Here is a 25,095-nt window from a genome sequence, read left to right as displayed (position 1 = left end):
ATTTATTTTAATTTATTTTAATTTATTTTAATTTATTTTAATTTATTTTAATTTATTTTAATTTATTGATTTTTCTTTTCAAGAGCAGACCATCTTTGATATTTCTCATCTAATTCCTTCGATACTTTTTGTAGTTCTTCATTTATTTTTTGTAGCGCTGTTTCATTAGTTTTGTTATATATTTTTTCATTACTTAGTTTAAGAGTTAAATTATTTTGAATTTCTTCTAGATTAGTAATTTCTGTGGGCATGTTATTTAATTCTTTTATCTCCCATGGTTGTAATTTTTTTGTTTGTAATTTATTAATGACTTTATTGGTAATTTCTTTTGTATTTCCTTGTTTATGTTTTTTTGGTTTTTTGTAGTATATATATTCATTTTTTTCTAATGTGCCAGCTATATTAGTCCATTTGCCGTTTCCTTCAAATAATATTGTTTGAGTTACTATATTATTTAAAAAATAACGATCATGACTAACTATTAAGATAGTCCCGTTATATTCGTGTAATTTTTCTTCTAGAATCTCTACTGTTTCTATGTCAAGATCATTGGTTGGTTCATCTAAGACGAGAACATTTGTTGGTTTTGAAAATAAAATTGCTAATGACAATCTAGCCTTTTCTCCTCCTGATAAGATTTTTACAGGCGTATTTATTACTGTTTGGTGGAATAAAAAATCTTCCAGGTATTTTATAACATGTTTTTGGGATGTCCCAGATGATATCCAATCACCATTTGTGTTTATATTTTCTAAGATGGTCTTGTCTTCGTTCAAATTTATTCTTTGTTGGTCATAATATCCAATTATTGTGTTTGTGCCACTATACACTTTACCAGAATCAACATTATCATTTTGCAATATAAGATTTAATAATGTTGTTTTACCTGCCCCATTTGGACCAATAATTCCAACTTTATCTTTTCTCATTATGCATGTGGAAAAGTTATCTATAATTTTTATTCCATTATAACTTTTGCTTATTGATTCTATCTTTGTAACTATTTTACCAGATATATCAGTCTCATTAATTGGCACCTTTATTTTATCTATAGTTCTTGTTTTTTCTTCTCTTTGTTGTCTGAGTTCTTCTAATCTCTTAACTCTTCCTTCATTTCGTTTCCTTCTAGCTTGTACTCCTTTCCTTATCCATATTTCTTCTTGAGATAAAAAATTATTAAATCTTTTATCTTCTTCACTTTCAGCAATCAGAAACTGGTTTTTATATATTTGCCATTTAGAGAAATTACCAGGGAACTGTAATAAATTTCCTTTATATAGCTCCACAATTTTATTTGTAACTTTGTCTAATAAATAACGATCATGAGTTACCAAAATTATTGATTTTTTCCAATTAGAAAGTAATTCTTCTAGATACTCTATTCCTTTAATATCCAAGTGATTTGTTGGTTCATCTAATATTAATATGTCTGGATCACTTATTATGGCTCTTGCTAAAGCTACTTTTCTATAAGTTCCTTTTGAGAGATTGTTAATAGTAATATTTTTATCTAGTTCTAAATCTTCTATTATTTTCTGGGTTTTGGCTAGTTTTTTGTTATCTATGAACTCTTCATTATATATAGCATCTAGTATTGTTAGATTGTTTTTAATTTTTGGTTCTTGTTCGACAAATGAGATGCTAGTATTTTTTCTTTTGTTTATAGATCCTTTGTCTAACTCAATTTGCCCATATATGATATTTAATAAAGAAGATTTCCCCGAACCGTTTCTTCCAATTAACCCAATACGATCATTGTTTTTTATAGTTAAATTAGTATCATTTAGAATATTAAGATTTCCATGTGATAAAGATGCATTAGTAAGTGTTATTAGATTGTTTGTGGCCATAATAATTTTAAAAATCTATTTTATATAATAAAATGTTTTATATTAATTTAAATTCATATTAAAATATGAATTAGAGTAAATTGGGTGATCGCGGATTTATACATTTTCGAGGAAGGTCTGGACTCCAAAGGACAGGATAGCGGCTAACGACCGTCTAATTAGTAAAATTATATTTTATGTGATTAAGAAATAGGGCCACAGAGACGAGTTTGCAAGCTATGCAAAAATTATTTATATATTTGCTTATATTGCAAGGTGAAACGCGGCAACCTTTATCCGGAGCAACATCAAATAGGTATGCGCTTGATATTATATCATGAAGAGCGGTCCGCTTGAGTATACGGGTAGATGGCTACAACAAATTTGCGAAAATTTGTGCAGATGAATGATCACCATCTTGTTATTTTTAACAAGATAACAGAATCCAGCCTATAGATTTACTCTGTTTTTTTATTTAATTGTAAATTATGACTGTTTCTTTTTTTGAGATATAGATAGTTTGTATCTATATCTCAATTCTTATTTGTAATATAAATTCATATATTTATTTCGGTTTTAAAAACTATCAATTATGAACCATAAACCTGTTTTATTAAAGCAAACTATATCCTCTTTATTATTTAGAAAATCTATAAAAAAAAATACTAATTTGTTAGAAAAATATTCTTTGATAAAACAGAAAGGTTCTTTTAATGGTATTTTTGTAGATGGAACATTTGGAAGAGGTGGTCATACTAAGGAGTTATTGAGTTTTTTAGATAGTGACTCTATGGTGTTTGTTTTTGATAAAGATCCTGAGGCAATAGTAGTAGCTAATGATTTAGCAAAACAAGATAATAGGGTGAATGTTATTCATAATAGTTTTGCTTGTATTAAGGAAGAATTATATTCACGAAATGTTAATTATGTTGATGGAATAATGTTAGATCTTGGTATTTCATCTCCTCAAATTGAAAGAGGAGAAAGAGGTTTTTCTTTTATGCGAGATGGTCCTTTAGATATGCGTATGGATAATACTAAGGGTATAACTGTTTCTGATTGGATACAAAAAGCTAGTCTTAATGAAATTAAAGATGTTTTGTCTAATTATGGGGAAGAAAGATTTGCTTTGCAAATAGCAAAAGCAATAATTGCATATAGAGATAAAAAACCTTTTACTTCTACTTTTGAATTATCCGAATGTATATCAAAAGCCATACCAATCCGTGAAAAATGTAAACATCCAGCAACACGTAGTTTTCAGGCTTTGCGTATTCATATTAATAATGAATTACTAGATTTATCTAAATGTTTAAAGTCATCAATAGACTTGCTAAATCCTGCTGGAGTATTATCTGTCATAAGCTTTCATTCTCTTGAAGATAGAATTGTAAAAAAATCAATTAATTCTGACTTATTGAAGCAAAATGTCTATATAGACTTACCTATTTATGCAAAGGACATACCTGAGCCTTCAATGCGTTCAGTTTTAAGGATTTTCCCTAGTAAAGAAGAGATTAATGAAAATCCTAGATCTCGTTCTGCTGTTTTAAGAGTATCCCAGAAATCTTACTAATAATTTTATAGTATTGATTTATAGCAAGAGGTAGATTAATTTATGCGCAAAGCAGAAACTGCATTCAAATATAATGTTAATAGCTTATTTGATTTATTAAAAAGTTATGTTGCTAACAGTAAATCTAAATTGGTTTCTGATTCGAGAAGAGTTTTACCAGGAGATGTTTTTGTTTTTATTGGTGATCAGAATAGATGTAATGTATTGGATTACATAGATGATGCTATTAATAATGGAGCTTCTGTTGTTTTAATAGATAATGATATTAAATCATTAATAAATTTAAAAAAGAACATTGAATATGTCGTAGTTGTTGATTTAAAGGAAATAATAGGCTCGTTAGCTGCAAAATGGTATGGGTATTTATCTGAAAAGATTACTATAATTGCTGTAACTGGGACTAATGGGAAAACTACTTGTGTTCAATGGATAGCTAATTCTTTAAATAACTCTGGTAAGAAATGTGGAACTATAGGAACAATGGGAGCCATAATTCCTAATGGAGATGTTATTTATAGAGGTCTTACTACTCCTGATGTTATAACTATGCATTGGATAGTTTCAGAAATGTATTTAAATGGTGTGCAATTTATAGCTATAGAAGCATCATCCATAGGCATAGAACAAGGTCGTTTGAATGGTCTGATTATTAAGATAGCTTGTTTTACTAATTTAACTAGAGATCATTTGGATTATCACTTAAATATAGATAATTATGAAAAATCAAAAAGCAAACTGTTTAATCTTTCTTCTGTAGAAAAAGTCATAATTAACATAGATGATAATGCAGGTAAGAGATTAGTAGAAAATAATAAGTCTGGTGTTCAATTTGTTTTTAGTGTAAATCCTAATGTTAATGCAGATATATTTGCTTATGATATAGATCAAAATGCGAATGGTTATAATTTTAAATTATGTATTTTAGGTCATAAATTTGAATTAGAAATTAATTGTTTAGGTTTTTATAATATTTATAATGTTTTATTGGTAGTCTCTGTTCTTAAAGCTTTAGATATAAGAAGTTTAGAAATTATTAAATTAATTAAATTATTAAAAGGGGTAAAAGGTAGATTAGAGAAAGTATTGCCATTCATAAAAAACAAAGAAATTAATTATCCTTATGTAATTGTAGATTATGCACATACACCAGATGCTTTGAGTAAGATTTTATCTTCTTTGAGAGATTTGGCTATAATTAGAAAGGGAAAATTGATTTGTGTTTTTGGTTGTGGAGGTAATAGAGATGTAGGTAAGAGATCAGAAATGACTCTTATATCAATAAAACTAGCAGATAAAATTATTATTACTAGTGATAATCCTCGTAATGAGGATCCATATCATATTGTTAGTCAAATGTTAGAAAAAATTGATAATGATAGTATGGCTAGTATAGATGTAATTATTAATAGATCTAATGCTATTATGCATGCAATATGGCAATCTAATATTAATGATATAGTTGTTATAGCAGGTAAAGGTCATGAAACATATCAGGAATTTAATAATAAAAAGATATTCTTTGATGATTATCAGTGGGCTAGTCTTGCAATGTCTTTGCCATATGTTTCTGGTGTTTCTATTGATACTCGTACCTTAAACAAGGGAGATATTTTCTTTGCTTTAAAAGGTGCTAATTTTGATGGTCATAATTATTTAGATTCTGCATATCTTAAAGGAGCTTGTGCAGCAGTAGTTTCTAATAATTGTTTGAAAAGTATAATACCCCAAGTTATTGTTAATGATACTAAGAATGCTTTGAATGATGTGGCTTTTTCTTGGCGAAGAAAATATAATCCATCTGTTATATCTGTGGTTGGTAGTAATGGGAAGACTACTACTAAAGAGATGATATCAGTTATATTAACTTCTTTTTTTGGTAAGAGTTTTTGTTTATCAACAAAGGGTAATTTAAATAATGATATTGGTGTACCTTTAAGTATTTTAAGATTAAGAAAAGAGCATAAAGTTGCTGTTTTTGAGCTTGGAATGAATCATCCAGGTGAAATAAAACATTTATCAGAATTAGTTAAGCCAAATATTATAGTCATTACTAATGCTCAAAGGGAACATCAAGAGTTTATGAAAGATGTAGAATCTGTTGCCTATGAGAATGGTAGTATTATTAATTTTGTATCAGAAGATGGAGTCATTATATATCCTGGTGATGATTCCTATTCTCATATTTGGGAAGATTTATCTAAAAACAAGAAAGTTTTTCTTTTTGGTTTTACTAAGAGATGTAATTTATATGCTAAAGATATTCTATCTTTCATAGATAAAACAACATGTACCCTAGTATATTTAGGGATTGAAGTAAAACTTGTTTTAAATGTTCCAGGATTGCACAATTTGAGAAATGCATTGGCTGCTATTTCTGCTGCTTTAGCTTTAGGTGTTCCTTTGCTTAAAGCTGTTAGTTATATTTCTTCATTTCATTCTATAAAAGGAAGAATGTATTTTAATTATTTAGATAAAGATAGAATATTAATAGATGATACTTATAACTCTAATCCTGATTCTGCATTAGCAGCAATAGATGTTTTAAAAAATTTACCTAAACCACAAGTTTTGGTTTTTGGAGAAATGGGGGAAATTGGAATTAATGGTGATGCTATGCATTATGAAATTGCAAAATATGCATATGATTGTGGGATTGATATTCTAGTGACAATAGGGAAATTTAGTTCTGTTATGGCTAAATGCTTTGAAGGTAGATGTTTTATTTGTAAGAATATAGATGAAATTATCATGTTAATACATAAAATGTCAGGTCCTGCTAGTATCTTAATTAAAGGCTCACGTTTTATGAAAATGGAGCGTATAGTTTCTTATTTTGATACATATAATAAAGAATAGTAGGATATAAATGATTATTGAGATTTTACATTTGTTGGGGTATTTTAATTTTCTTGAAAATGTTTGTTTTAGAGCAATGTTAACGTTCTTTGTTTCTTTTATATTAGGCATTTTAATTTCTCCATTTATAATTAACAAATTAAGAGAATTACGTTTTAAACAAGCTATTCGTTTATATGGACCGGAATCTCATGTTTATAAAGAAGGTACACCTACAATGGGAGGTGTAATTATATTACTAACTATAGTTAGTAATATTCTTTTATGGAGTGATTTAAGAAATTCTTTTATATGGATAGTTATGTCAATAATGCTTTCCTTTGGTCTTATTGGTTTTGTCGATGATTACAATAAGGTTGTTTATAATAATCCAGAGGGTATAAGTGCTAAATTGAAAATCTTATGTCAGTTTTTATTAGCTATATTTTTTTCTTTGATTATAGCTATTATATTATCTAATGTTGATATTCATAATGTTGATAGTTTTTATTATCATGATTTTGAATTATTGATTCCATTTTTAAAAGACTATAGTTTTCATTTGGGTATTATAAGTTTCATTGCTTTATCGTCATTTGTAATAGTAGGTACCAGTAATGCAGTTAATCTTACTGATGGTTTAGATGGTCTTGCAATTTTCCCTATATCTATGGTGGCAGGAGCCTTAGCTATTTTTGCTTATATTGAAGGAAGAGTAGATTTTTCTAGTTATTTATTTGTTCCTTATATTGAAGGTTCCTCAGAACTGGTTGTGTTTTGTGCTGCAATACTGGGTTCTGGATTATCTTTTCTTTGGTTTAATTCGTATCCAGCCCAGATTTTTATGGGTGATGTTGGATCATTGTCTTTAGGTGCTACTTTAGGTTCTATAGCAATTATTATAAATCAAGAAATAACTTTGATTATAATGGGTGGTATTTTTGTTTTAGAAACAATTTCGGTGATTTTGCAGGTAAGTTGGTTTCGTTATACTAAGAGAAAGTATGGTGAGGGGAAAAGAATATTTAAAATGACTCCTTTGCATCATCATTTCGAAGTTCATGGCTGTAAGGAAACTCATGTAGTAGTACGGTTTTGGATTGTAAATATAATTTTAATTTTAATAGCTCTATCTTCTTTAATAGCAAAATGAAAAAAAATAATGAATTGATGATGATAGTAGGTTTGGGTGAGTCTGGACTATCAGTCGCTTTATGGTATTTGTATAAGGGTATAAGTATAGTAATTGTTGATTCTCATTATCCTCAGAAATCAGTTAACAAACTAGAATCAAGTTCTTTTTTTGCTAAAAGCTCTGTGTCTTATCATTTGGGTTGTGGAGATGATTTTAATTCAGATTGGTTATGTGGTGTTTCTCAGGTGATTTTAAGTCCAGGTATTTATCCTAATAGTAATTTAGCGAAGAATCTTCTATTTTCGGCTAAAAAGAAGAACATAGAGATTATCAATGATATTGAATTGTTTTCTAGAATTTTAGATGACTTATATAAAGATATTAATTATTGTCCCAGAATTATTGCTATTACAGGTACTAATGGTAAAACTACAGTAACATCATTGTGCCATTATATTTTGCATAATATTGGAGTATCTGTTTGTAAAGCAGGGAATATTGGTCCTCCTGTCATTACTGTACTTATGGATTTATTAAAAGCTAATAAACTTCCTGATGTATGGGTTGTTGAGCTATCTAGTTTTCAATTGTTCAATGTGAAATCGTTGAAAATAGAAGTTTCAGTAGTTTTAAATTTAGATTTTGATCATATAGATTGGCATGGTGATATAGAATCTTATTGGGATTCTAAAATTAGTATAATAAATTTCACAAAAACATCTTTAATAAATAGGAATGATCCTAAAATTGTAGAAAAATCAAAAAGATTAAAAGATGATATTTATAGTTTTGGAATAGATAAACCATCTAAATCTGGTTGTTTTGGTATGGTTTTATATGGTGGAAATAAATGGTTGGTTTTATATAAATTAGAAACTGACAATTTGAATCTTATTAATGATGCTGATAGTTATTTTTATGATAATTCTTTAGTTTATTTGTTAAAAGCAGATCTTTTAAAAATTAAAGGAGATCATAATTATGCTAACGTATTAGCTGCTTTGCAATTGATTAGTTTCATAACTCCCATTACAGAAAAAATTATAGATGTATTATGCCATTATAGAGGTGAACATCATAGAATAGAGTTTATTTCGGAAGTAAATGGAGTGAAGTATATAGATGACAGTAAGGCAACTAATATTAGTGCTACTATAGCAGCACTAAGAAGTTGTTGTAATAAAAAAGCTATTTTAATTGCTGGTGGTTTAGGTAAAGGGCAGGATTTTTCACAACTTCGAGATGCAATAGTTGAATATACAAAATCAATTATATTACTTGGAAGTTCTAAATTCGATATTTTTGAAATTATTAAAGATACAAATATTCCATGTTTTTTTGTTGATAGTATGGAAGAAGCAGTTTTAAAATCTTTTCAGATTGCAACTCCAGGAGATATTGTACTTTTATCTCCAGCTTGTTCTAGTCTTGATATGTTTAAAGATTATGATCATAGAGGAAAGATTTTTGCTAAGGAAGTTATGCTTCTTAATAAAATTTAATTTGCAATTGATCAATATATAAAAGCAGTAAATAAGTAGTATTTGGGGAGTTTTTTATATGGATAAGAATTTGGCCATTATAATAGCTGGAGGAACTGCTGGTCATATTATGCCTGGTTTAGTTGTTGCTGATATTTTACGCAAAAGAGGTTGGGAAATATTATGGTTAGGTAATCATAATAGAATGGAGGGTCATATTGTTCCTGCTCATGGATTAGAATTTAGTTCTATAAATTTTAATGGCATACCAAATAAGAAAATTATTACTTTATTAACTTTCCCATTTAGATTGATAAGATCTATGATTTTATCTTGGAAGATTATCTCTACTAAAAAACCAATAGTTGTTATAGGAATGGGCGGTCATGTAACAATTCCTGCTTGCTTAGTAGCTTTTATAAAAAGAATTCCTATAGTTATACATGAACAAAATGCTATTGTTGGAAGAGCTAATAATTTTTTATATAGATTTGCCTATCAAATGTTAAGTGGTTATCCTATTACTAAACCTTTAAATGTTAGCTTTATTGGAAATCCTGTTAGGGAAAGATTTTTTGAAGTTCCAGGTCCTTCTTTGAGATATAGCGTTCGTGATAATAAAAAATTAAATTTATTAATATTGGGAGGCAGTTTAGGTTCAGGTGATCTTAATTGTTTATTACCTGCTGCTCTTTCTTTGATGCCTGATGAGAGTCGTCCTATTGTTACTCATCAGTGTGGAAGAAATAATTTAGAACGACTTGAAAAATTGTATAAGAATTTTGATGTTAGAGCAAATTGTTTAGAATTTATAGAAGATATGGTTACGGTCTTATCTGAAGCTGATTTAGTTATATGTCGCTCGGGAGCTATAACCATTTCGGAAATTACCGCGATTGGGGTTGCTTCTTTATTAATTCCTTTTCCTAAATCTATTAAGAATCATCAGTTAAAAAATGCAGAGATTTTAAGTAATTCTAATGCTGCATGGTTAAAACGACAAGAAGATTTAACACCAGAATTGTTAGCAAGATGGTTGTTAGATCTAGATCGTTCTAAATTAAGAGACATGGCTATTAGAGCATATTCTTTTTCTAGAAGAGATTCTGGAAATAAGATTGCTGACATTTGTGATTCATTAAGAAGTCTTTAGAAATGAAAGAGAGAATTAAACATATACATTTTGTAGGTATTGGTGGTTCTGGAATGAGTGGCATAGCAGAGGTTATGCTAAATTTAGGATATGTTGTAAGTGGCTCTGACATAAAATGTTCAGTTGCTATTGATCGTTTAAAATCTTTGGGTATTAAGGTATATATTGGTCATGAAGCAAAAAATATATATGGTTCTACAGTAATTGTAGTGTCATCAGCTATTGATGACTCGAATCCTGAAATTGTAGCAGCTAAGCTTATAAATATTCCAATTGTTCCTCGAGCTGTTATGCTAGCTGAGCTTATGAGATTTAAGAAAGGAATAGCAATAGCAGGGACACATGGGAAAACTACCACTACTAGTTTAATAGCAAGTATCTTAGAGTTTGGTGGGCTAGATCCAACCTATGTAATAGGAGGGAAATTAAATTCTGTAGGAACTAATGCTTGTTTAGGACAGGGAGAGTATATAGTAGTAGAGGCTGATGAATCTGATGGTTCATTTTTAAATTTATTGCCAATTATGGCTGTTGTTACAAATATTGATTCTGATCATATGAGTACATATGATCATGATATAGAAAAGCTAAAACAATCATTTATAAATTTTATACATAGGTTACCTTTTTATGGGAATGCCATTGTTTGTATAGATAGTAATATTATTTGTGATGTTATGCCTTTTATATCTCGTCCTGTTGTTACATATGGCCTTAATAGTGAATCGCATATACATGCTTATAATATAAGAGCAGTAGATATGTCGATGGAATTTGATGTTAGAAGATATAACATTGATAAAAAAATATTATCTACTTTAAGTATAAAGTTAAATTTACCAGGGTTACATAATGTACAGAATGCTTTAGCTGCAATTGCTGTTGCAACAGAGATAGGGATATCTGATGATGTTATTGTAGATAGTCTCAATATATTTCATGGTGTAGGTAGAAGATTTACTTATGTAGGTAAGTTCCCAGTTCTTGAAATGAATGGTGGAGGTTTTTTTGAGGTTATTGATGATTATGGACATCATCCAGTAGAAATGGCAGCTACAGTTTTAGCAGCAAGAGGGGCAAGACCAGATAGTCGTTTGGTTCTTGTTTTTCAGCCTCATAGGTATACTAGAACTAGAGATTGTTTTGAAGATTTTGTACGTGTTTTAGGAACAGTAGATGTTTTAATTTTGACTGAAGTATATAGTGCAGGAGAAGATTATTTAGTTGCTGCGGATGGGAGAGCTTTATCTAGAGCTGTGAGAGTTGCAGGTAAAGTAGAACCTATATTTATAGAAGATATTTCTGATTTGCCACTTGCTATTGTTAATTTTGTTAGAGCTAATGATTTAGTAATTGTTATGGGAGCTGGGTCTATTAGTAAAGTTGCTTATGCTATAGGAGATTTTGTATGACTGTTTCTTTTGGTAAGGTTGGAATATTGTGTGGAGGTCAATCTTCTGAAAGGGAAATCTCTTTGCTATCAGGTCAAAATATATATAATGCTTTAAAAAGTAGAGGTTTGGATGTTTATTTATTTGATACAGGAGAGAATACTGTACCAGATTTAGTTAAAGAAAAATTTGATGTTGTTTTTATTGCTTTACATGGTAAATATGGAGAGGATGGTTCTATACAAGGTGTTCTAGAATTGCTGAATATTCCATATACAGGAAGCGGCCACATGGCCTCTAGTATTGCTATGAATAAAGTCATAACTAAGAAGTTATGGATGCAAGGAGGATTGCCTACTCCTATGTTTTTTAAATTAGATAAGAATAATAATTCTAAGTGTGATTTAGATATTTTGGGATTTCCTCTAATTATAAAGCCAGTGCATGGAGGATCAACCCTTGGAATTAAGGTAGCTAATTCTTATGATGATATAGATGAAGCATATAAGAAGGCTGTGCTTTTTGATAATGAAGTTTTTGCTGAGAAGTATATTGTTGGTCGAGAATTAACCGTATCTATTATTGAAAATAATAATGATATTGAAGTTTTACCCATAATAGAAATCATAACTCCTAATCATAGTTATGATTATGAACATAAATATTTTTCGGAAGAAACAAAATATTTATGCCCTGCTAATTTATCTAAAGAGATAACAAATGATATTATTAAAATATCTAAAGATGCTTATAAGATAATTGAATGTAGAGGTTGGGCTCGTATTGATATACTTTTAGATGAATATGATAAACCTTGGTTATTAGAAATTAATACATCTCCAGGCATGACTTCACACTCTTTAGTTCCTATTTCAGCCAGAGAAATTGGGGTTGATTATTCTGATTTATGTTTGAAGATTTTATCAGGAGCTTCTTGTAAGATATAGGTTCAATGTTTATTTAATAACAGGATTCTCTATTTTATTATAAAAAATATTATGTTATAAGAGTTCTTAATTATTAATAGAATTCTAAATTGGTATCTTTCAATATATTATGGATTCTTAATGAAAAATGGTTTTGAGAGGGTAATATGAGGTTTGAAATTTTAGATAATAGTTCTAAAGGAACTATTATAAAGGTTATAGGTGTTGGTGGTGCTGGTGGTAATGCAGTTGCTCATATGATTAATAGTGGAGTAAAGGGTGTTGATTTCATATGCGCTAATACTGATTCTCAAGCTTTAGCCGCTACAAATGCACCTGTCCAAATACGTCTTGGTAATACTGGTTTAGGAGCAGGAGCAAAACCTGAGCAAGGTAAGGCACATGCAGAAACAGCTAAAGAAGAGATTAGATCTGCTTTAACTGGAAGTCATATGGTATTTATTACTGCAGGTATGGGAGGTGGAACTGGAACTGGAGCAAGCCCTATTGTTGCAGAAATAGCTAAAGAATTGGGTATATTAACAGTAGGAATTGTTACAAAACCTTTTTTGTTTGAAGGAAGTAAACGTTTACGTTTAGCAGAAGAAGGAATATTGGAATTATCTAAACATGTTCATTCTCTTATTGTAATTCTTAATGAAAATCTTTATAAGTTTATGGATGAGGAAGCGACACAAGAAGATTGTTTTAAATCAGCTGATAGTGTTTTACATAATGCTTGTTCTGGCATAGCAGAGATTATTAACGTAGAAGGCAATGTAAATGTTGATTTTGAAGATGTTCGTACAATTATGGGTGAGCATGGTCAAGCAATGATGGGAACAGCAACAGCTTCAGGTATTGATAGAGCTAAAATAGCAGCTGAGCAAGCTATTGCATGTCCTTTATTAGAAGGAATTGATTTAAATGGAGCAAGAGGATTATTAGTAAATATTACATCTAGTAGATCATTAAAAATGAGAGAAACTCGCGAAATTATGGAAATAGTAAGAAGTTACGCCTCAGAAGATGCTACTGTGATTTTTGGAAATGCTTATGATGATTCTATGGGAGATGATCTTAGGGTAACAGTTGTTGCTACAGGGTTAGTATTAGATAATAAAACTGATGTGTTAGATGATAAAGTAGGTTCTACCAACGATAATTCCAAGAATATTTATCAATTTAAAGGACACACACCATCTGTAATGCGCAATCCTAGAGTCAAAACTTCTATTAGTGCTAACAAACAAAATTTAGCTAAAGAAGATTTTGATATACCTGCTTTTTTAAGAAAGAAGACAGACTAAGTTTATTTAATTTATTATTTCTTAAATAAGGTTATTCTATGCTTAAACAACGTAGTATAAAAAAATCTGTTAGTGCTACTGGGATAGGTTTACATTCAGGTAAAAAAGTGAATATTACATTCCGTCCAGCAGAAGTTAATAATGGAATTATATTCCATAGAGTTGATTGTATTCCTATAATGGATTTGCCAGCATATGCTAGTTATGTGGTAGATACGCGTTTCGCTACGGTATTACAGAATAACAGCATACGGGTTTCTACAGTTGAGCATGTAATGTCTGCTTTATATGGTCTTGGTATAGATAATATTCATATAGATTTAAATGGAGAAGAAGTTCCAATAATGGATGGGAGTGCAGCTGTTTTTATATGTTTATTAAAATCAGCTGGTATTGTAGAGCAAAATCAATCAAAAAAATTTATAAAGATTCTAAAGTCTATCGAAGTTGGTGAAGGTTATGGTATAAATAGAAAATATGCAAGGCTTGAACCATGTAGTAGTTTTATTGTAAATTTTTCAATTGCTTTCGACCATCCTGTTATTAGATCAACATCTGATTATATAGAAATTGATCTTTTCCAAAAATCATATATACACGATATTTCTAGAGCAAGAACATTTGGATTTATGCAGGAAGTTGAGAATTTACGTTCTATAGGTTTAGTAAAAGGTGCTAGTCTTGATAATGTAATAGTTATGGATGATTCTAAGATTCTGAATATAGAAGGTTTACGTTATGAAGATGAATTTGTTAGACATAAAGCACTAGATGCAATAGGTGATTTATATTTATTAGGTGGTCCTTTGTTAGCACGATATGTTGCTCATAAGTCAGGACATTCTCTTAATAACAAGTTAATTATGTCTTTATTAGATAGCAAAGATTCCTGGGAGGTAATATCCTATGAGGAATAGTGATATCAATTTAGTCGGATAACAAAAATTGTTAATTTTTTTATTGTCTATTTCTTTCTATAAGTCTTAAAATCGCCTCTTTTAGAGGTCCATCTTTGATTTTTTTGTTTAATTTTTTGAAATTTTCAATGCTGTAATTATCTAGGAAAGACTTCTTGTAATCTTTTTCTATGTTTTTCTGAGTATTAAAAATCTCACTATATATTTTTGTATTTAATGACTTAATGTCCAGGTTATATAGTTCTTTAAATTTTTTAATAATTTCTACCGAGAAATGGCGTATTCTTGTAGCATGTGCTGAGTTAGGTACAGCTATTGATAATATTCCATTGTCTAATTTGATTGTTTTGTAAGATAGTTCTAGGTTTTTAGGAAGCATATTGGATATGGCATGTTCTATTTTTATATTGTTTTGTGCCATTGCTAATATATTATGTGTTGTATTATTTAAATCAAGCCATTTTATAACTAGTTTTTCTAGTGTTGTATTTTTTGTTTTGTTTTTATAGTTTGTATTCATTTTAATCTATAAATAGAATTTTAAATAATAATTAATTTATTCAATAATTTATGTGATTTGACTTTGTAAAAAATAATATAAATTTATTTTGATTTATAACTAAAAAATTGAAATGATTTTTTGTAATATGTAATATACAGTTTATTTTACATCTTTATAACGAGGTTTTAAAGTTTAGCTATGGATGTATTCTTTTTATTTAAAAAATTTTTTGGTACTCGTAATGATAGAATTTTAAAAAAATACTATCATTTAGTGAATAGAATTAATGATTTAGAAGCTAAGTTTAAAGGTTTTACCAACGAAGAAATTAAAGCCAAGACCAAAGAGTTTCGTGAGAAATATGATAAAGGTATATCCTTAGATGATTTGTTACCTGAGGCTTTTGCTGTTGTTAGAGAGGCAAGTAGGCGTGTTTATAACATGCGTCATTTTGATGTTCAGCTGTTAGGTGGTATAGCCTTACATAACGGAAAAATTGCAGAGATGCGTACAGGAGAAGGGAAAACTCTTACAGCAACACTAGCTGTATATTTAAATGCAATAGCAGGTAAAGGTGTTCATGTAGTAACTGTAAATGATTATCTTGCTCGTAGAGATGCAGAGTGGATGGGTAAATTATATAATTTTTTAGATTTATCTATAGGGGTTGTTGTTTCTGACCAATCTTCAGAAGAAAAGATTAATGCATATAACTCTGATATAACTTATGGCACTAATAATGAATTTGGGTTTGATTATTTAAGAGATAACATGGAGTTTAATTTACATGACAAACGTCAGAGGTTACTAAGTTATGCTATTGTTGACGAGGTTGATTCTATATTAATTGATGAAGCTCGTACTCCACTAATAATTTCTGGTCCTTCTGAAGAGCATAATGATTTATATGAAAGAATTAATCTAATAGTCAATCTTTTAAAACGTATGAGGTCAGAACCAGATAGAGAAGGTAATGAGCCAGAAGGAGATTTTTGGATAGATGAAAAAAATCAGCAAATTTATTTGTCAGAATCTGGACATGAGAATATTGAAAGAATTTTAAAAAATAAAGGTTTATTAAATAGTATTGAGTCTTTGTATGATAGCAATAATATACATTTGATAAATTATGTTATGGCATCTTTAAGAGCATGGAATCTTTTTCATAAAGATCATCATTATGTTGTGCGAGATAATGAAATAGTAATAGTAGATGAATTTACTGGTCGATTAATGAGTGGACGACGATGGTCAGACGGTTTGCATCAGGCAATAGAGGCTAAAGAGGGTGTTCTTATTAAAGGTGAGAATCATACCATGGCATCAATAACATTCCAGAATTATTTTAGAATGTATGAGAAATTAGCTGGTATGACAGGGACAGCTGCTACTGAAGCTTATGAGTTTCAAGAAATATATGGTTTAGAAACAGTAGTTATTCCTACTAATAAACCGTTAGTTCGTAAAGACTATAATGATCATATATATAGAACCAATCAGGAAAAATATGATTCTATTATAAAAGATATAATATCATGTCATGATAAAGGCCAACCTGTACTTATTGGTACTACTAGTATAGAGAACTCAGAGATTTTATCTGAAATGTTGAGAAAACATAATTTATCTCACAATATATTAAATGCTAAGCAACATGAAAGAGAGGCGGATATTATTGCAGAAGCAGGTAAGCCATTTTGTATAACAATAGCTACTAATATGGCAGGTAGAGGTACTGATATTTTATTGGGTGGTAATTTAGATAAACAAATTGAAAAATTAGATATTAATTTAGATAACAAATCCAAGAAAATTATTATTGATAAATTGAAGTATGATTGGAAAAATTTAAATAAAAAGGTTAAAGATTCTGGAGGTTTACATATAATAGGAACCGAAAGACATGAATCTAGGAGAATAGATAATCAATTAAGAGGTAGGGCTGGTAGACAGGGTGATCCTGGTTCTTCTTGTTTTTATTTGTCATTAGAAGATTCTTTGATGAGAATTTTTGCTGGTGATAAATTGAAAACGGTAATGGATCATTTAAAATTACCTCATGGAGAGCCAATTAAAGCAGGAATTGTAGATAGGGCTATAGAAAATGCTCAACGAAAGGTTGAAAGTCGTAATTTTGACATAAGAAAACAATTATTAGAGTACGATGATGTTTCTAATGAGCAACGTCGTATAATATACTCTCAAAGAAATGAAATTCTATCTAAATTATCTTTTACTGATCTTATTGAGTCTGTATTTAAAGAAGTGATTTATAGTTTTAAGCCATTGATAGAAACTGATAGTTTTTCTGAGCAAGAAAATCTATTAAATATTCAAAATATATTAAAAAATGAGATTTATATAAATTTAAATTTGGTTAGTTTGTATAAAGAAAATATAAATTTAATTGAAGATATAGATCAATTATTAGATGTTATAGTTAATACACTTTTAGAATTATACAACCTGAAAATAGACAAACAAGAAAGCTTAGATTGCTTTGTTATAGAAAGAATGATTTTTTTGCAAGCTATAGATTACCATTGGAGAGATCATATATCTTTCTTAGATATTTTGAGGCAGGGGATTCACTTACGTGGATATGCTCAAAAAAATCCTAAACAAGAATATAGGAAAGAAGCTTTTGAACATTTTGCTATTATGTTATTAAACATTCGAAAGGATGTTATGAAGAATCTATTATTTATAGATTTTAATAATTATAATAAATTATTAGATCGAGCAGATAATAATAATGTTCCTGTAGGAAAGATAAAGCGTAATGAGCCTTGTTATTGTGGAAGTGGTAGAAAATTTAAGCATTGTCATGGTTCAGTAAAATAGCATAATGCAGTGTAATGTATTATGAATTTAATTTTTCTAATTCTTTTTTTATCCAATTGAAGGCTATGTTATTTATTTCATTTGATTTTAGATGTTCTGTATTTATAATTGGACCTATAGACATTTGAATCGTTCCTGGTTTTATAATGAAACTGTCTTTTTGCCAGAAATTACCGGCATTGTGAGCTATAGGAATAATGTTAATTTTGCTATTGGCTGCAAATAAAGCTCCTCCTATTTTAAATCTATTAATATTTTTTGGTGTGGATCTTGTTCCTTCGGGAAAGACTACTATATAGTAGTCTTCTTTTATTTTTTTTCTCCCTATTTCTAGTATTTTCTTGATAGCATTTTTTCCATTTGAGCGGTCAATTGCTATCATGTTAAGTAAATATAGTCCCCATCCAAAGAAAGGTATGTTGTGTAATTCTTTTTTATAAACAAAACAAGTTTTTTTAGGTAATTGTGATATAAAGAATAGTGTTTCCCATGCAGATTGATGATTTGAGAAAATAATAATTGGTTTCTTGGGTAGATTATCAAAGCCTTTTATATCCCACTTTACTAAACAAATAGTTTTTAGTCCCCACAGGGCTATTTTAGGCCAAAAAGATATTATTTTATAACGAGTGTTTAAAGAAAGTAGTATAGTAGAGAGACTTATAAGCGAATAAGGAATGACTGTGATTATTAGAAATATCAAATATATACATGATCTTATGTAATTAGTAGTTTTATTCATTTTTATGATATGTTTGTATTAATAATATAATTATATGCAAGGATATTTTTTATATTTGTCGATCAATATAGTATTACTTTAATTTTTAAGTATTACAAAGAGATAAATTAATATTTCTTACTTAGGTTGCCAAATAAGAAATATCTACAAAATTATTTATAATAGATTTTATATTTGATAATATGTTCAGTCTATTATTGCGGATAAGTTCATTATTATCCATGACTACGTTTTCCTCAAAGAATATCTCAATATGTTTTGTTAATGAAGAGACTAAAATTAAATATTTCTTAAACTCACCTAATTTTAGTAATTCTGCTAAATCATTTTCTATTTTTAGAATTTCTATTACAAGAAGACGTTCAGATTCATTCTCTAGTAGTTGATGATTTAGATCAGTTAGCTGCTCTGGAGATTTTTTTAGAAAATTATTTATTCTTTTATTAATTGATATTAAGTCTGTAAAATAGGATGTTTTTTTAAAATCATTTATAGATGTAATTATAGGTAATATTTGATGTAAAGGAGGTTTTTTCGATAAGACAGCTTCTATAGTATCTCTTTCAAAATTTTTTATTAGTTGATTCTTATAGCGTTCATATATAAAAATGATAACTTTTTCTGGGGTAGAGCTATCTAAGTTATTATTTTCAAATAGAGAAAATGTCATATTTGATAATTCTGATATGGAAAGATATTCTGTATTATTCTTATTTTTAAATATATTCCCTTTCTCCATTTGTTCAAAAGCGCTTATTATTCCCAGTGCTGCTCTACGAAGTCCAAATTGATCGCTTTCTCCAGTAGGATATATTTTTATGCTAAACATTCCTATCAAATTTTCTATTCTCTCAGCTATAAACAAGATAGCTGAAATAATATTTTCTTCAGATACTATTGTTTCAAATTTATTTTTATATTGATCTCTTATTGCGGCTACAACAGTAGAATTTTCCCCTTGTATTTGTGCATAATATGAGCCAATTATTCCTTGAAGTTCTGGAAATTCATTTACCATTAGAGACTCTAAATCTGCTTTTGATAATTCTGCAGCACGATTAGGCATTTTAGGATCAATTTTTATTATATTTGCAATGTATGTAGATATAGATTTTAATCGATATACTCTATCTAATTGAGAACCTATTTTATTATGGTAAATAACATTTTTGAGTTTTGTAACTCTATCGATTAGAGGTATTTGAATATCTTTATCATAGAAAAATTTAGCATCAGCTAATCTTGGGTGAATAACCTTCTGATTGCCTTTGACAATGTTGTCACAGTTATTTGTATTAGTATTGCTAACTATTAGAAATTTATTTGTTAATTTGTTTGTCACTTTATCAAACAAAGGGAAATATCTTTGATGTAATCTCATCGTTAATATTAAGCATTCAGTAGGTAGTTCTAAAAAGCTTTTATTAAAACTTCCTATATATATTTTTGGATATTCTACTGTGGCAGTTACTTCATTTAAAAGATTTTCTAGATCTGTATTATTTCCTAAGGTAGTATTTTCTTCATTTGCTTTAGCTTCAAGTTCTTTTAGAATATATGTTTTTCTTTTTGTATAAGATGGAATTACAAATCCGTTTTCTTCTAAGAAATTTTCGTAATTATGGGCACGGTCTATTTCTAGTGGGATGTTTTTAATAAATCTATGTCCAATAGTTTTATTTGTTGCATTTAAACCTAGTGCATTTATATTTATGACTTTAGTTCCGAATAAAACAAATAGATTTCTAGCTGGTCTGATAAATTTTACAGTGCTAACTTCATCTTGTGTTTGATATCTCATAGATTGATAATGACTAGATAGTAAATGCACTGTGTTGGTTATTGCTTCTTGTAAAATATCTTCTATTGTTTTACCAGGGATTTCATTTTCTATTATCAAAAATTCTTGTCTCCCATCCAACAAAATTTTTAATTTATTTTGATAGTTATTTTCTAAGCCTTTTGCTTTTAGTTTTTTTAGTAAAGTTTGGGTTGGTTTGCCATTCTCTTCTATGCCTATTGTTTTAGGCATAAGGCGTTCTTCTTTTTTTATATCAGGGGATTTATTTAGAACTTTAGAAAAAGATACTGCCAGTCTTCTAGGAGTCGAGTAGCTTTGTATTATAGTATCTTCAGTCAACACCTTATTATTTTTTAGAAATAAGTATATAGAATTCTTAAAAGAATTTTCAATATCATTTAATTTTTTAGGAGGTAGTTCTTCAGTTATTAATTCTATTGTTAATGGCTGTGTGCTCATTTATTGATATTCCGTAAAATAACTTTACTTTGATAACAATGGAAAATTTAAATTTTCTCTTGTTAAATAATATATTTGTGCTATAGATTTAGATAGATTTCTAATTCTTGATATATATGAGGCTCTTTCTGTGACGCTTATAGAATTACGAGCATCTAACAAATTAAATATATGGGCTGCTTTAAGTGTTCTTTCATATGCAGGTATAGGAAGAAGTAGTTTTATTAGCTTATTTGCTTCATTCTCATAATCATTGAAATGTCTAAATAACATATCAACTGATGCATATTCAAAATTAAACTTAGATTGTTCTACTTCATTCTGAAGGTGTATATCACCATATAAAATATTAGAATCTTTATGATTTTTTGCCCAAACAATATCGTATACATTATCTATATTTTGTAAATACATGGCTAGTCTTTCTAGACCATAAGTAATTTCTCCAGTAGTTGGATTGCAATCTAATCCTCCTATTTGTTGAAAATAGGTAAATTGAGTTATTTCCATACCATTTAACCAAACTTCCCACCCTAAACCCCAAGCTCCTAATGTAGGATTCTCCCAATTGTCTTCTATGAAACGAATATCATGTTCTAATGGATTAATTCCTAGTTCTTTTAAAGATTCTATGTATAGGTCTATAATATCAAATGGTGATGGTTTTAGTATTACTTGAAATTGATAATATTGTTGTAATCTATTAGGATTCTTACCATATCTGCCATCTTTGGGTCTCCTAGATGGTTGAACATAGGATGCTCTCCAAGGTTCTGGTCCAATAGCTCTTAGAAAGGTTGCTGTATGAGATGTTCCTGCTCCTATTTCCATATCGTATGGTTGAAGAATAATACATCCTTGTTTATGCCAATATTTTTGTAAGTTAAAGATAATTTGTTGAAAAGTAAGCATTTTTATTTGTATTTATCTTAATTTTTATAAGGTTTGACGTTGTTATGTGCTATCTAAACTAGACTATTCACTTGATCACACTAATTTTCTGGTTATTGATCTTATCTATCAATAAATTAATTTTACCATGGTTTGGTATTTCCAAATACATATCTATATCTTGTAAAGGTTTTAGAACAAACAGTCTTTCATGCATTCTAGGATGAGGAATTATCAAATTTTGATGTTGTATTATTTTTTGACCATATAACAGTATATCTATATCCATTGTTCTTGGAGCATTTTTATAAGATCTTATTCTTCCAAAGATATTTTCCGTTTCTTGAATTTTTTTTAGTAAAGCAAATGGTTCCATGTTTAAATATATTTGCATTACAGCATTAACAAAATATGGTCCATCAGCATTTATAGGCTCGGTTAAATATATTCTTGATGTTTTACAGTTAGTTCTTATAAATACATTTTTTAAATATTTAATAACTTCTTCTATGTTTTTTAGACTATTACCTTGATTAGATCCCAAACTGATATAGGTTTTTACATTATCCATTTTCACTTTATTATGAGTTGCAAATTATAAAACAACTATGTATCACGTTTTTTCTGAGTTTTTTGATTTTTTTCTATATCGTTTTTGTTTTTCTTTTATCATCGTTTTTCTTGTGGTTTCATCAGAAATATAAAAATCATTCCACCATTGAACCATAGGTTTGTTATCAAATTCTTTGGACAAATATCTTATTTGTAAAAAATCATAAGCTGCTTTAAATTTAGCATGTTCAATTAATTTGTAGGCATTCTTTATGTTTTTTGATTCAAATTTTATTTGCATAAGCCAAATATCTCTAGCATCTATTGTGATTTTTTTATATATTTTGAGAATATTATCTTGTTCTTCTAGTATATTCTCTGATGCTTTCATCATTGCTATGAATGGATTATTTTCTTCTTCAAGAAGTTTTTTGTAAAGTATCTTAATAGGGTTCCATAATATTACTGCTAATAAGAAACTTGGGCTTATGTTTTTGTCTTTTGATATTCTACTATCTGTATTAGAAAGAGCTAGTCCTAAGAAGGATATAGAGGATTGATCTTCTAATGTTTTGGGTAATGATGGTAGTAAGTTATCTAATAATTTCTTCGAGTTTAGTTTTTTTAAACAATCAAGAGCATTGCCACAAGTAAGAATTTTAATTGTTTCATCAAACAGTCTTGCTTGAGGAACATTTTTTATTAAGTCTTTAAGTTTATTTATTCCGTTACTAGATTGTTCCTCTATTGTCCCGTTGATTTTTGAGGCAAATCTAACTGCTCTTAGCATTCTTACAGGATCTTCTCTATATCTCTCTTCTGGATTTCCAATTATTTTTACATTCCTATTTCTTAAATCTTTTATTCCGTTATAAAAATCTATTATTTCTTCATTAATAGGATTGTAGTATAAAGAGTTTATTGTAAAATCTCGTCTTGCTACGTCTTCTTCTTGTGTTCCAAAAGAATTGTCTTTCAAAATTCTACCATGTTCATCTTTTTCTAGCGAAGATGATCTAAAAGTTGATATTTCTATTAGTTCTTGACCAAATTTAACATGTACAATCTTAAAGCGTTTCCCTATTATATAGGCTCTTCTAAATAAGGCTTTTACTTGTTCAGGTTTGGCATTAGTTGCTATATCAAAATCTTTTGGTTTGATGCCAGTCATTAAATCACGAATAGCACCTCCAACTATATATGCGCTAAATCCTTCTTTGTTTAGGGTTCTGCATATTTTTATGGCATTAGGAGATATAGTATCTATACATATGTTATGCTTATTTTTTTTTATTATTCTAGGACTAGATTTATCAAAAAAAGAGCATATTCTTTTAACAGCTTTAGTAAACATTAAGATTTATTGTCTTTTAGGTTTTTAAAAATATCTATAATTTTCCAGTTTCTATTTTTTGCAATAGATCTTAGATTATTACTAGGATTTGTAGCTACAGGGTCTGTAACCTTCTCTAATAAAGGTAAATCATTTATAGAGTCACTATAAAAATATGATTTTGTAAAACTATTAATATCATATCCTATACTTGATAACCATTGATTTACTCGTGTAATTTTACCTTCTTTAAAACTAGGTATGCCAATAACGTTTCCTGTGTATTTACCATTTACATATTCTGCTTCAGTTGCTATTAATTTTTTTATACCGAAAGCTCTTGCTATTGGTTCTGTGACAAAATTATTTGTTGCTGTTACTATTGCACATAAATCTCCCTGTTCTAGATGTGTTTTTACCAAACTTATAGCTTCTTCTGTAATTGATGGTCGAATAATTTCCATCATAAATTCTTCATGCCATTTAGATAATTCAAAAGGAGTATGAGGTTTTAATAAACCCAACATAAACTTTACAGATTCTTTAGCAGAAAGTTCACCTTGATTATATTTATTCATTAAATCATTGTTTTGTTGGATAGCTTCTTCTGGGTTTTTACCTGTTCTACCGTTGTTTGCTAAAAACATAGTCCATTGATAATCACTATCTATAGGCAATAGCGTATGGTCTAAGTCAAATAAGGCAAGATTATTATGCATAATTTAATCCGATTCTTTTAACATTGTCCTGAGTAGTCTTATAGTAATAGGTCGTTTATTTGCTATAGAATACTTATCTAAAGATACTAATAAATTTGTAAGTGATGTTATATCACGGTCATGATATTTTAGCATCCATTCTATAACATTATCTATATTTGATGCTCCTAAATTATTTGCTAATAATTTAAGTGCATTTAGTTTGTCATGGTCTGATAGAGGTTCTAGGCGAAATGATAAATCCCATCCTAAACGAGTTCTTAAATCTTCGCGTAAATTCATTAGCATAGGAGGATTATTACCTGATAAGATTAAAGCAAAGGCTTTTTTAGTGTTCGATAATTCTCGCCACCTATTATACAGACTAAATAGTCCAGATTGTTGTTCATTATTTAATAAATGTACGTCATCCATTGCTATGGTTGTTGGGAAATCCATTTCATTGTTAATTGCTAAATTTAGAATTTCATCACAATTAGTAGAGTTAAGATATTTAGTTTTTTTATTTCTTGTTAACGATCTTAAAATATGACTTTTACCTGATCCTTTAGGTCCCCATAGATATAAAGCTCTTCCTTTTGTTAGAACTTGAGCAGCATATAAGGCTTCGGCATTTTTACCTGTAATGTAATTTGCCAATGACGGTTCATGATCTGGTGATATATTTAGAACAAGCTGTTGGAGGCTCATATTTATAAA

The 25,095-nt window shown here is 28.8% G+C and carries 19 protein-coding genes and 1 other RNA gene; 11 read left to right on the top strand and 9 right to left on the bottom strand.

Translation table 11 applies throughout. The annotated features are described in order from the left end of the window. Positions 1–62: 62 nt before the first annotated feature. Positions 63–1,850: an ABC-F family ATP-binding cassette domain-containing protein gene (locus tag CDSE_RS03020; protein ID WP_015396537.1), complete on the bottom strand. Its 1,788-nt coding sequence runs from the start codon at positions 1,848–1,850 to the stop codon at positions 63–65. Positions 1,851–1,922: 72 nt separating this feature from the next. On the opposite strand from CDSE_RS03020, the gene rnpB reads away from it, so the two are divergent. From rnpB to lpxC, 10 genes are all read left to right on the top strand, one after another. Then, an RNA gene (rnpB, locus tag CDSE_RS03975) (RNase P RNA component class A) lies at positions 1,923–2,298 on the top strand. A gap of 123 nt (positions 2,299–2,421) precedes the next feature. After that, positions 2,422–3,405 carry a 16S rRNA (cytosine(1402)-N(4))-methyltransferase RsmH gene (rsmH, locus tag CDSE_RS03015; protein ID WP_015396536.1) on the top strand — a complete coding sequence of 328 codons (984 nt, stop codon included), beginning with the start codon at positions 2,422–2,424 and terminating at the stop codon, positions 3,403–3,405. Positions 3,406–3,447: 42 nt separating this feature from the next. Then, positions 3,448–6,261: a UDP-N-acetylmuramoyl-L-alanyl-D-glutamate--2,6-diaminopimelate ligase gene (locus CDSE_RS03010; protein ID WP_015396535.1), complete on the top strand. Its 2,814-nt coding sequence runs from the start codon at positions 3,448–3,450 to the stop codon at positions 6,259–6,261. A 10-nt stretch (positions 6,262–6,271) separates the two neighbouring features. Next, positions 6,272–7,393, top strand: a complete 1,122-nt coding sequence (gene mraY, locus CDSE_RS03005; RefSeq protein ID WP_015396534.1) for a phospho-N-acetylmuramoyl-pentapeptide-transferase — start codon at positions 6,272–6,274, stop codon at positions 7,391–7,393. After that, entirely contained in the window at positions 7,390–8,877 is a 1,488-nt protein-coding gene (gene murD / locus CDSE_RS03000; RefSeq protein WP_015396533.1) for a UDP-N-acetylmuramoyl-L-alanine--D-glutamate ligase, read from the top strand. Before mraY ends, murD begins: the two co-directional genes overlap by 4 nt. 58 nt (positions 8,878–8,935) lie before the next feature. Beyond that, on the top strand, positions 8,936–10,009 hold the full coding sequence (gene murG, locus CDSE_RS02995; protein ID WP_015396532.1) for an undecaprenyldiphospho-muramoylpentapeptide beta-N-acetylglucosaminyltransferase: 1,074 nt from the start codon (positions 8,936–8,938) through the stop codon (positions 10,007–10,009). Between the two features lie 2 nt (positions 10,010–10,011). Beyond that, positions 10,012–11,421: a UDP-N-acetylmuramate--L-alanine ligase gene (gene murC / locus CDSE_RS02990; RefSeq protein ID WP_015396531.1), complete on the top strand. Its 1,410-nt coding sequence runs from the start codon at positions 10,012–10,014 to the stop codon at positions 11,419–11,421. Further along, positions 11,418–12,347, top strand: coding sequence for a D-alanine--D-alanine ligase (locus CDSE_RS02985; protein WP_015396530.1), 930 nt, complete (start codon positions 11,418–11,420; stop codon positions 12,345–12,347). Before murC ends, CDSE_RS02985 begins: the two co-directional genes overlap by 4 nt. Before the next feature lie 146 nt (positions 12,348–12,493). Beyond that, complete coding sequence (gene ftsZ, locus CDSE_RS02980; protein ID WP_015396529.1) at positions 12,494–13,636, top strand: cell division protein FtsZ; 1,143 nt, start codon at positions 12,494–12,496, stop codon at positions 13,634–13,636. A gap of 38 nt (positions 13,637–13,674) precedes the next feature. Then, complete coding sequence (gene lpxC / locus CDSE_RS02975; protein ID WP_015396528.1) at positions 13,675–14,553, top strand: UDP-3-O-acyl-N-acetylglucosamine deacetylase; 879 nt, start codon at positions 13,675–13,677, stop codon at positions 14,551–14,553. A 40-nt stretch (positions 14,554–14,593) separates the two neighbouring features. Here lpxC and CDSE_RS02970 read toward each other — a convergent pair whose 3' ends face one another. Beyond that, complete coding sequence (locus CDSE_RS02970; protein WP_015396527.1) at positions 14,594–15,073, bottom strand: DciA family protein; 480 nt, start codon at positions 15,071–15,073, stop codon at positions 14,594–14,596. A 180-nt stretch (positions 15,074–15,253) separates the two neighbouring features. Between CDSE_RS02970 and secA the strand changes: the two genes are divergently transcribed. Beyond that, positions 15,254–17,899, top strand: a complete 2,646-nt coding sequence (secA, locus tag CDSE_RS02965; RefSeq protein ID WP_015396526.1) for a preprotein translocase subunit SecA — start codon at positions 15,254–15,256, stop codon at positions 17,897–17,899. A gap of 19 nt (positions 17,900–17,918) precedes the next feature. On the opposite strand, the gene CDSE_RS02960 is transcribed toward secA, so the two are convergent. From CDSE_RS02960 to hda, 7 genes are all read right to left on the bottom strand, one after another. Beyond that, a complete protein-coding gene (locus CDSE_RS02960) occupies positions 17,919–18,641 on the bottom strand; it encodes a lysophospholipid acyltransferase family protein (RefSeq protein ID WP_015396525.1) in 723 nt (240 codons plus the stop codon). A 121-nt stretch (positions 18,642–18,762) separates the two neighbouring features. Continuing rightward, positions 18,763–20,901: a glycine--tRNA ligase subunit beta gene (glyS, locus tag CDSE_RS02955; RefSeq protein WP_015396524.1), complete on the bottom strand. Its 2,139-nt coding sequence runs from the start codon at positions 20,899–20,901 to the stop codon at positions 18,763–18,765. 24 nt (positions 20,902–20,925) lie between these two features. Continuing rightward, positions 20,926–21,813, bottom strand: a complete 888-nt coding sequence (gene glyQ, locus CDSE_RS02950) for a glycine--tRNA ligase subunit alpha (RefSeq protein WP_015396523.1) — start codon at positions 21,811–21,813, stop codon at positions 20,926–20,928. Positions 21,814–21,880: 67 nt separating this feature from the next. Continuing rightward, positions 21,881–22,363: a 2-amino-4-hydroxy-6-hydroxymethyldihydropteridine diphosphokinase gene (folK, locus tag CDSE_RS02945; protein WP_015396522.1), complete on the bottom strand. Its 483-nt coding sequence runs from the start codon at positions 22,361–22,363 to the stop codon at positions 21,881–21,883. Positions 22,364–22,405: 42 nt separating this feature from the next. Next, entirely contained in the window at positions 22,406–23,698 is a 1,293-nt protein-coding gene (gene pcnB, locus CDSE_RS02940) for a polynucleotide adenylyltransferase PcnB (protein ID WP_015396521.1), read from the bottom strand. Beyond that, positions 23,698–24,396, bottom strand: a complete 699-nt coding sequence (locus tag CDSE_RS02935) for an HAD family hydrolase (protein WP_015396520.1) — start codon at positions 24,394–24,396, stop codon at positions 23,698–23,700. The genes pcnB and CDSE_RS02935 overlap by 1 nt, the downstream gene beginning before the upstream one ends. Positions 24,397–24,399: 3 nt before the next feature. After that, positions 24,400–25,086: a DnaA regulatory inactivator Hda gene (gene hda, locus CDSE_RS02930; protein WP_015396519.1), complete on the bottom strand. Its 687-nt coding sequence runs from the start codon at positions 25,084–25,086 to the stop codon at positions 24,400–24,402. Positions 25,087–25,095: the final 9 nt, after the last annotated feature.

The organism is Candidatus Kinetoplastibacterium desouzaii TCC079E (genome assembly GCF_000340795.1).
Lineage (GTDB): Bacteria > Pseudomonadota > Gammaproteobacteria > Burkholderiales > Burkholderiaceae_B > Kinetoplastidibacterium > Kinetoplastidibacterium desouzai.
Note: the sequence above shows the minus strand (reverse complement) of the source record. Positions and strands in the feature narration are given on the sequence as shown.

Excerpts from the sequence above, each read along its gene's own strand:
- CDSE_RS03020 (WP_015396537.1), bottom strand. The coding sequence starts at position 1,850 with ATGGCCACAAACAATCTAATAACACTTACTAATGCATCTTTATCACAT.
- rsmH (WP_015396536.1), top strand. The coding sequence starts at position 2,422 with ATGAACCATAAACCTGTTTTATTAAAGCAAACTATATCCTCTTTATTA.
- CDSE_RS03010 (WP_015396535.1), top strand. The coding sequence starts at position 3,448 with ATGCGCAAAGCAGAAACTGCATTCAAATATAATGTTAATAGCTTATTT.
- mraY (WP_015396534.1), top strand. The coding sequence starts at position 6,272 with ATGATTATTGAGATTTTACATTTGTTGGGGTATTTTAATTTTCTTGAA.
- murD (WP_015396533.1), top strand. The coding sequence starts at position 7,390 with ATGAAAAAAAATAATGAATTGATGATGATAGTAGGTTTGGGTGAGTCT.
- murG (WP_015396532.1), top strand. The coding sequence starts at position 8,936 with ATGGATAAGAATTTGGCCATTATAATAGCTGGAGGAACTGCTGGTCAT.
- murC (WP_015396531.1), top strand. The coding sequence starts at position 10,012 with ATGAAAGAGAGAATTAAACATATACATTTTGTAGGTATTGGTGGTTCT.
- CDSE_RS02985 (WP_015396530.1), top strand. The coding sequence starts at position 11,418 with ATGACTGTTTCTTTTGGTAAGGTTGGAATATTGTGTGGAGGTCAATCT.
- ftsZ (WP_015396529.1), top strand. The coding sequence starts at position 12,494 with ATGAGGTTTGAAATTTTAGATAATAGTTCTAAAGGAACTATTATAAAG.
- lpxC (WP_015396528.1), top strand. The coding sequence starts at position 13,675 with ATGCTTAAACAACGTAGTATAAAAAAATCTGTTAGTGCTACTGGGATA.
- CDSE_RS02970 (WP_015396527.1), bottom strand. The coding sequence starts at position 15,073 with ATGAATACAAACTATAAAAACAAAACAAAAAATACAACACTAGAAAAA.
- secA (WP_015396526.1), top strand. The coding sequence starts at position 15,254 with ATGGATGTATTCTTTTTATTTAAAAAATTTTTTGGTACTCGTAATGAT.
- CDSE_RS02960 (WP_015396525.1), bottom strand. The coding sequence starts at position 18,641 with ATGAATAAAACTACTAATTACATAAGATCATGTATATATTTGATATTT.
- glyS (WP_015396524.1), bottom strand. The coding sequence starts at position 20,901 with ATGAGCACACAGCCATTAACAATAGAATTAATAACTGAAGAACTACCT.
- glyQ (WP_015396523.1), bottom strand. The coding sequence starts at position 21,813 with ATGCTTACTTTTCAACAAATTATCTTTAACTTACAAAAATATTGGCAT.
- folK (WP_015396522.1), bottom strand. The coding sequence starts at position 22,363 with ATGGATAATGTAAAAACCTATATCAGTTTGGGATCTAATCAAGGTAAT.
- pcnB (WP_015396521.1), bottom strand. The coding sequence starts at position 23,698 with ATGTTTACTAAAGCTGTTAAAAGAATATGCTCTTTTTTTGATAAATCT.
- CDSE_RS02935 (WP_015396520.1), bottom strand. The coding sequence starts at position 24,396 with ATGCATAATAATCTTGCCTTATTTGACTTAGACCATACGCTATTGCCT.
- hda (WP_015396519.1), bottom strand. The coding sequence starts at position 25,086 with ATGAGCCTCCAACAGCTTGTTCTAAATATATCACCAGATCATGAACCG.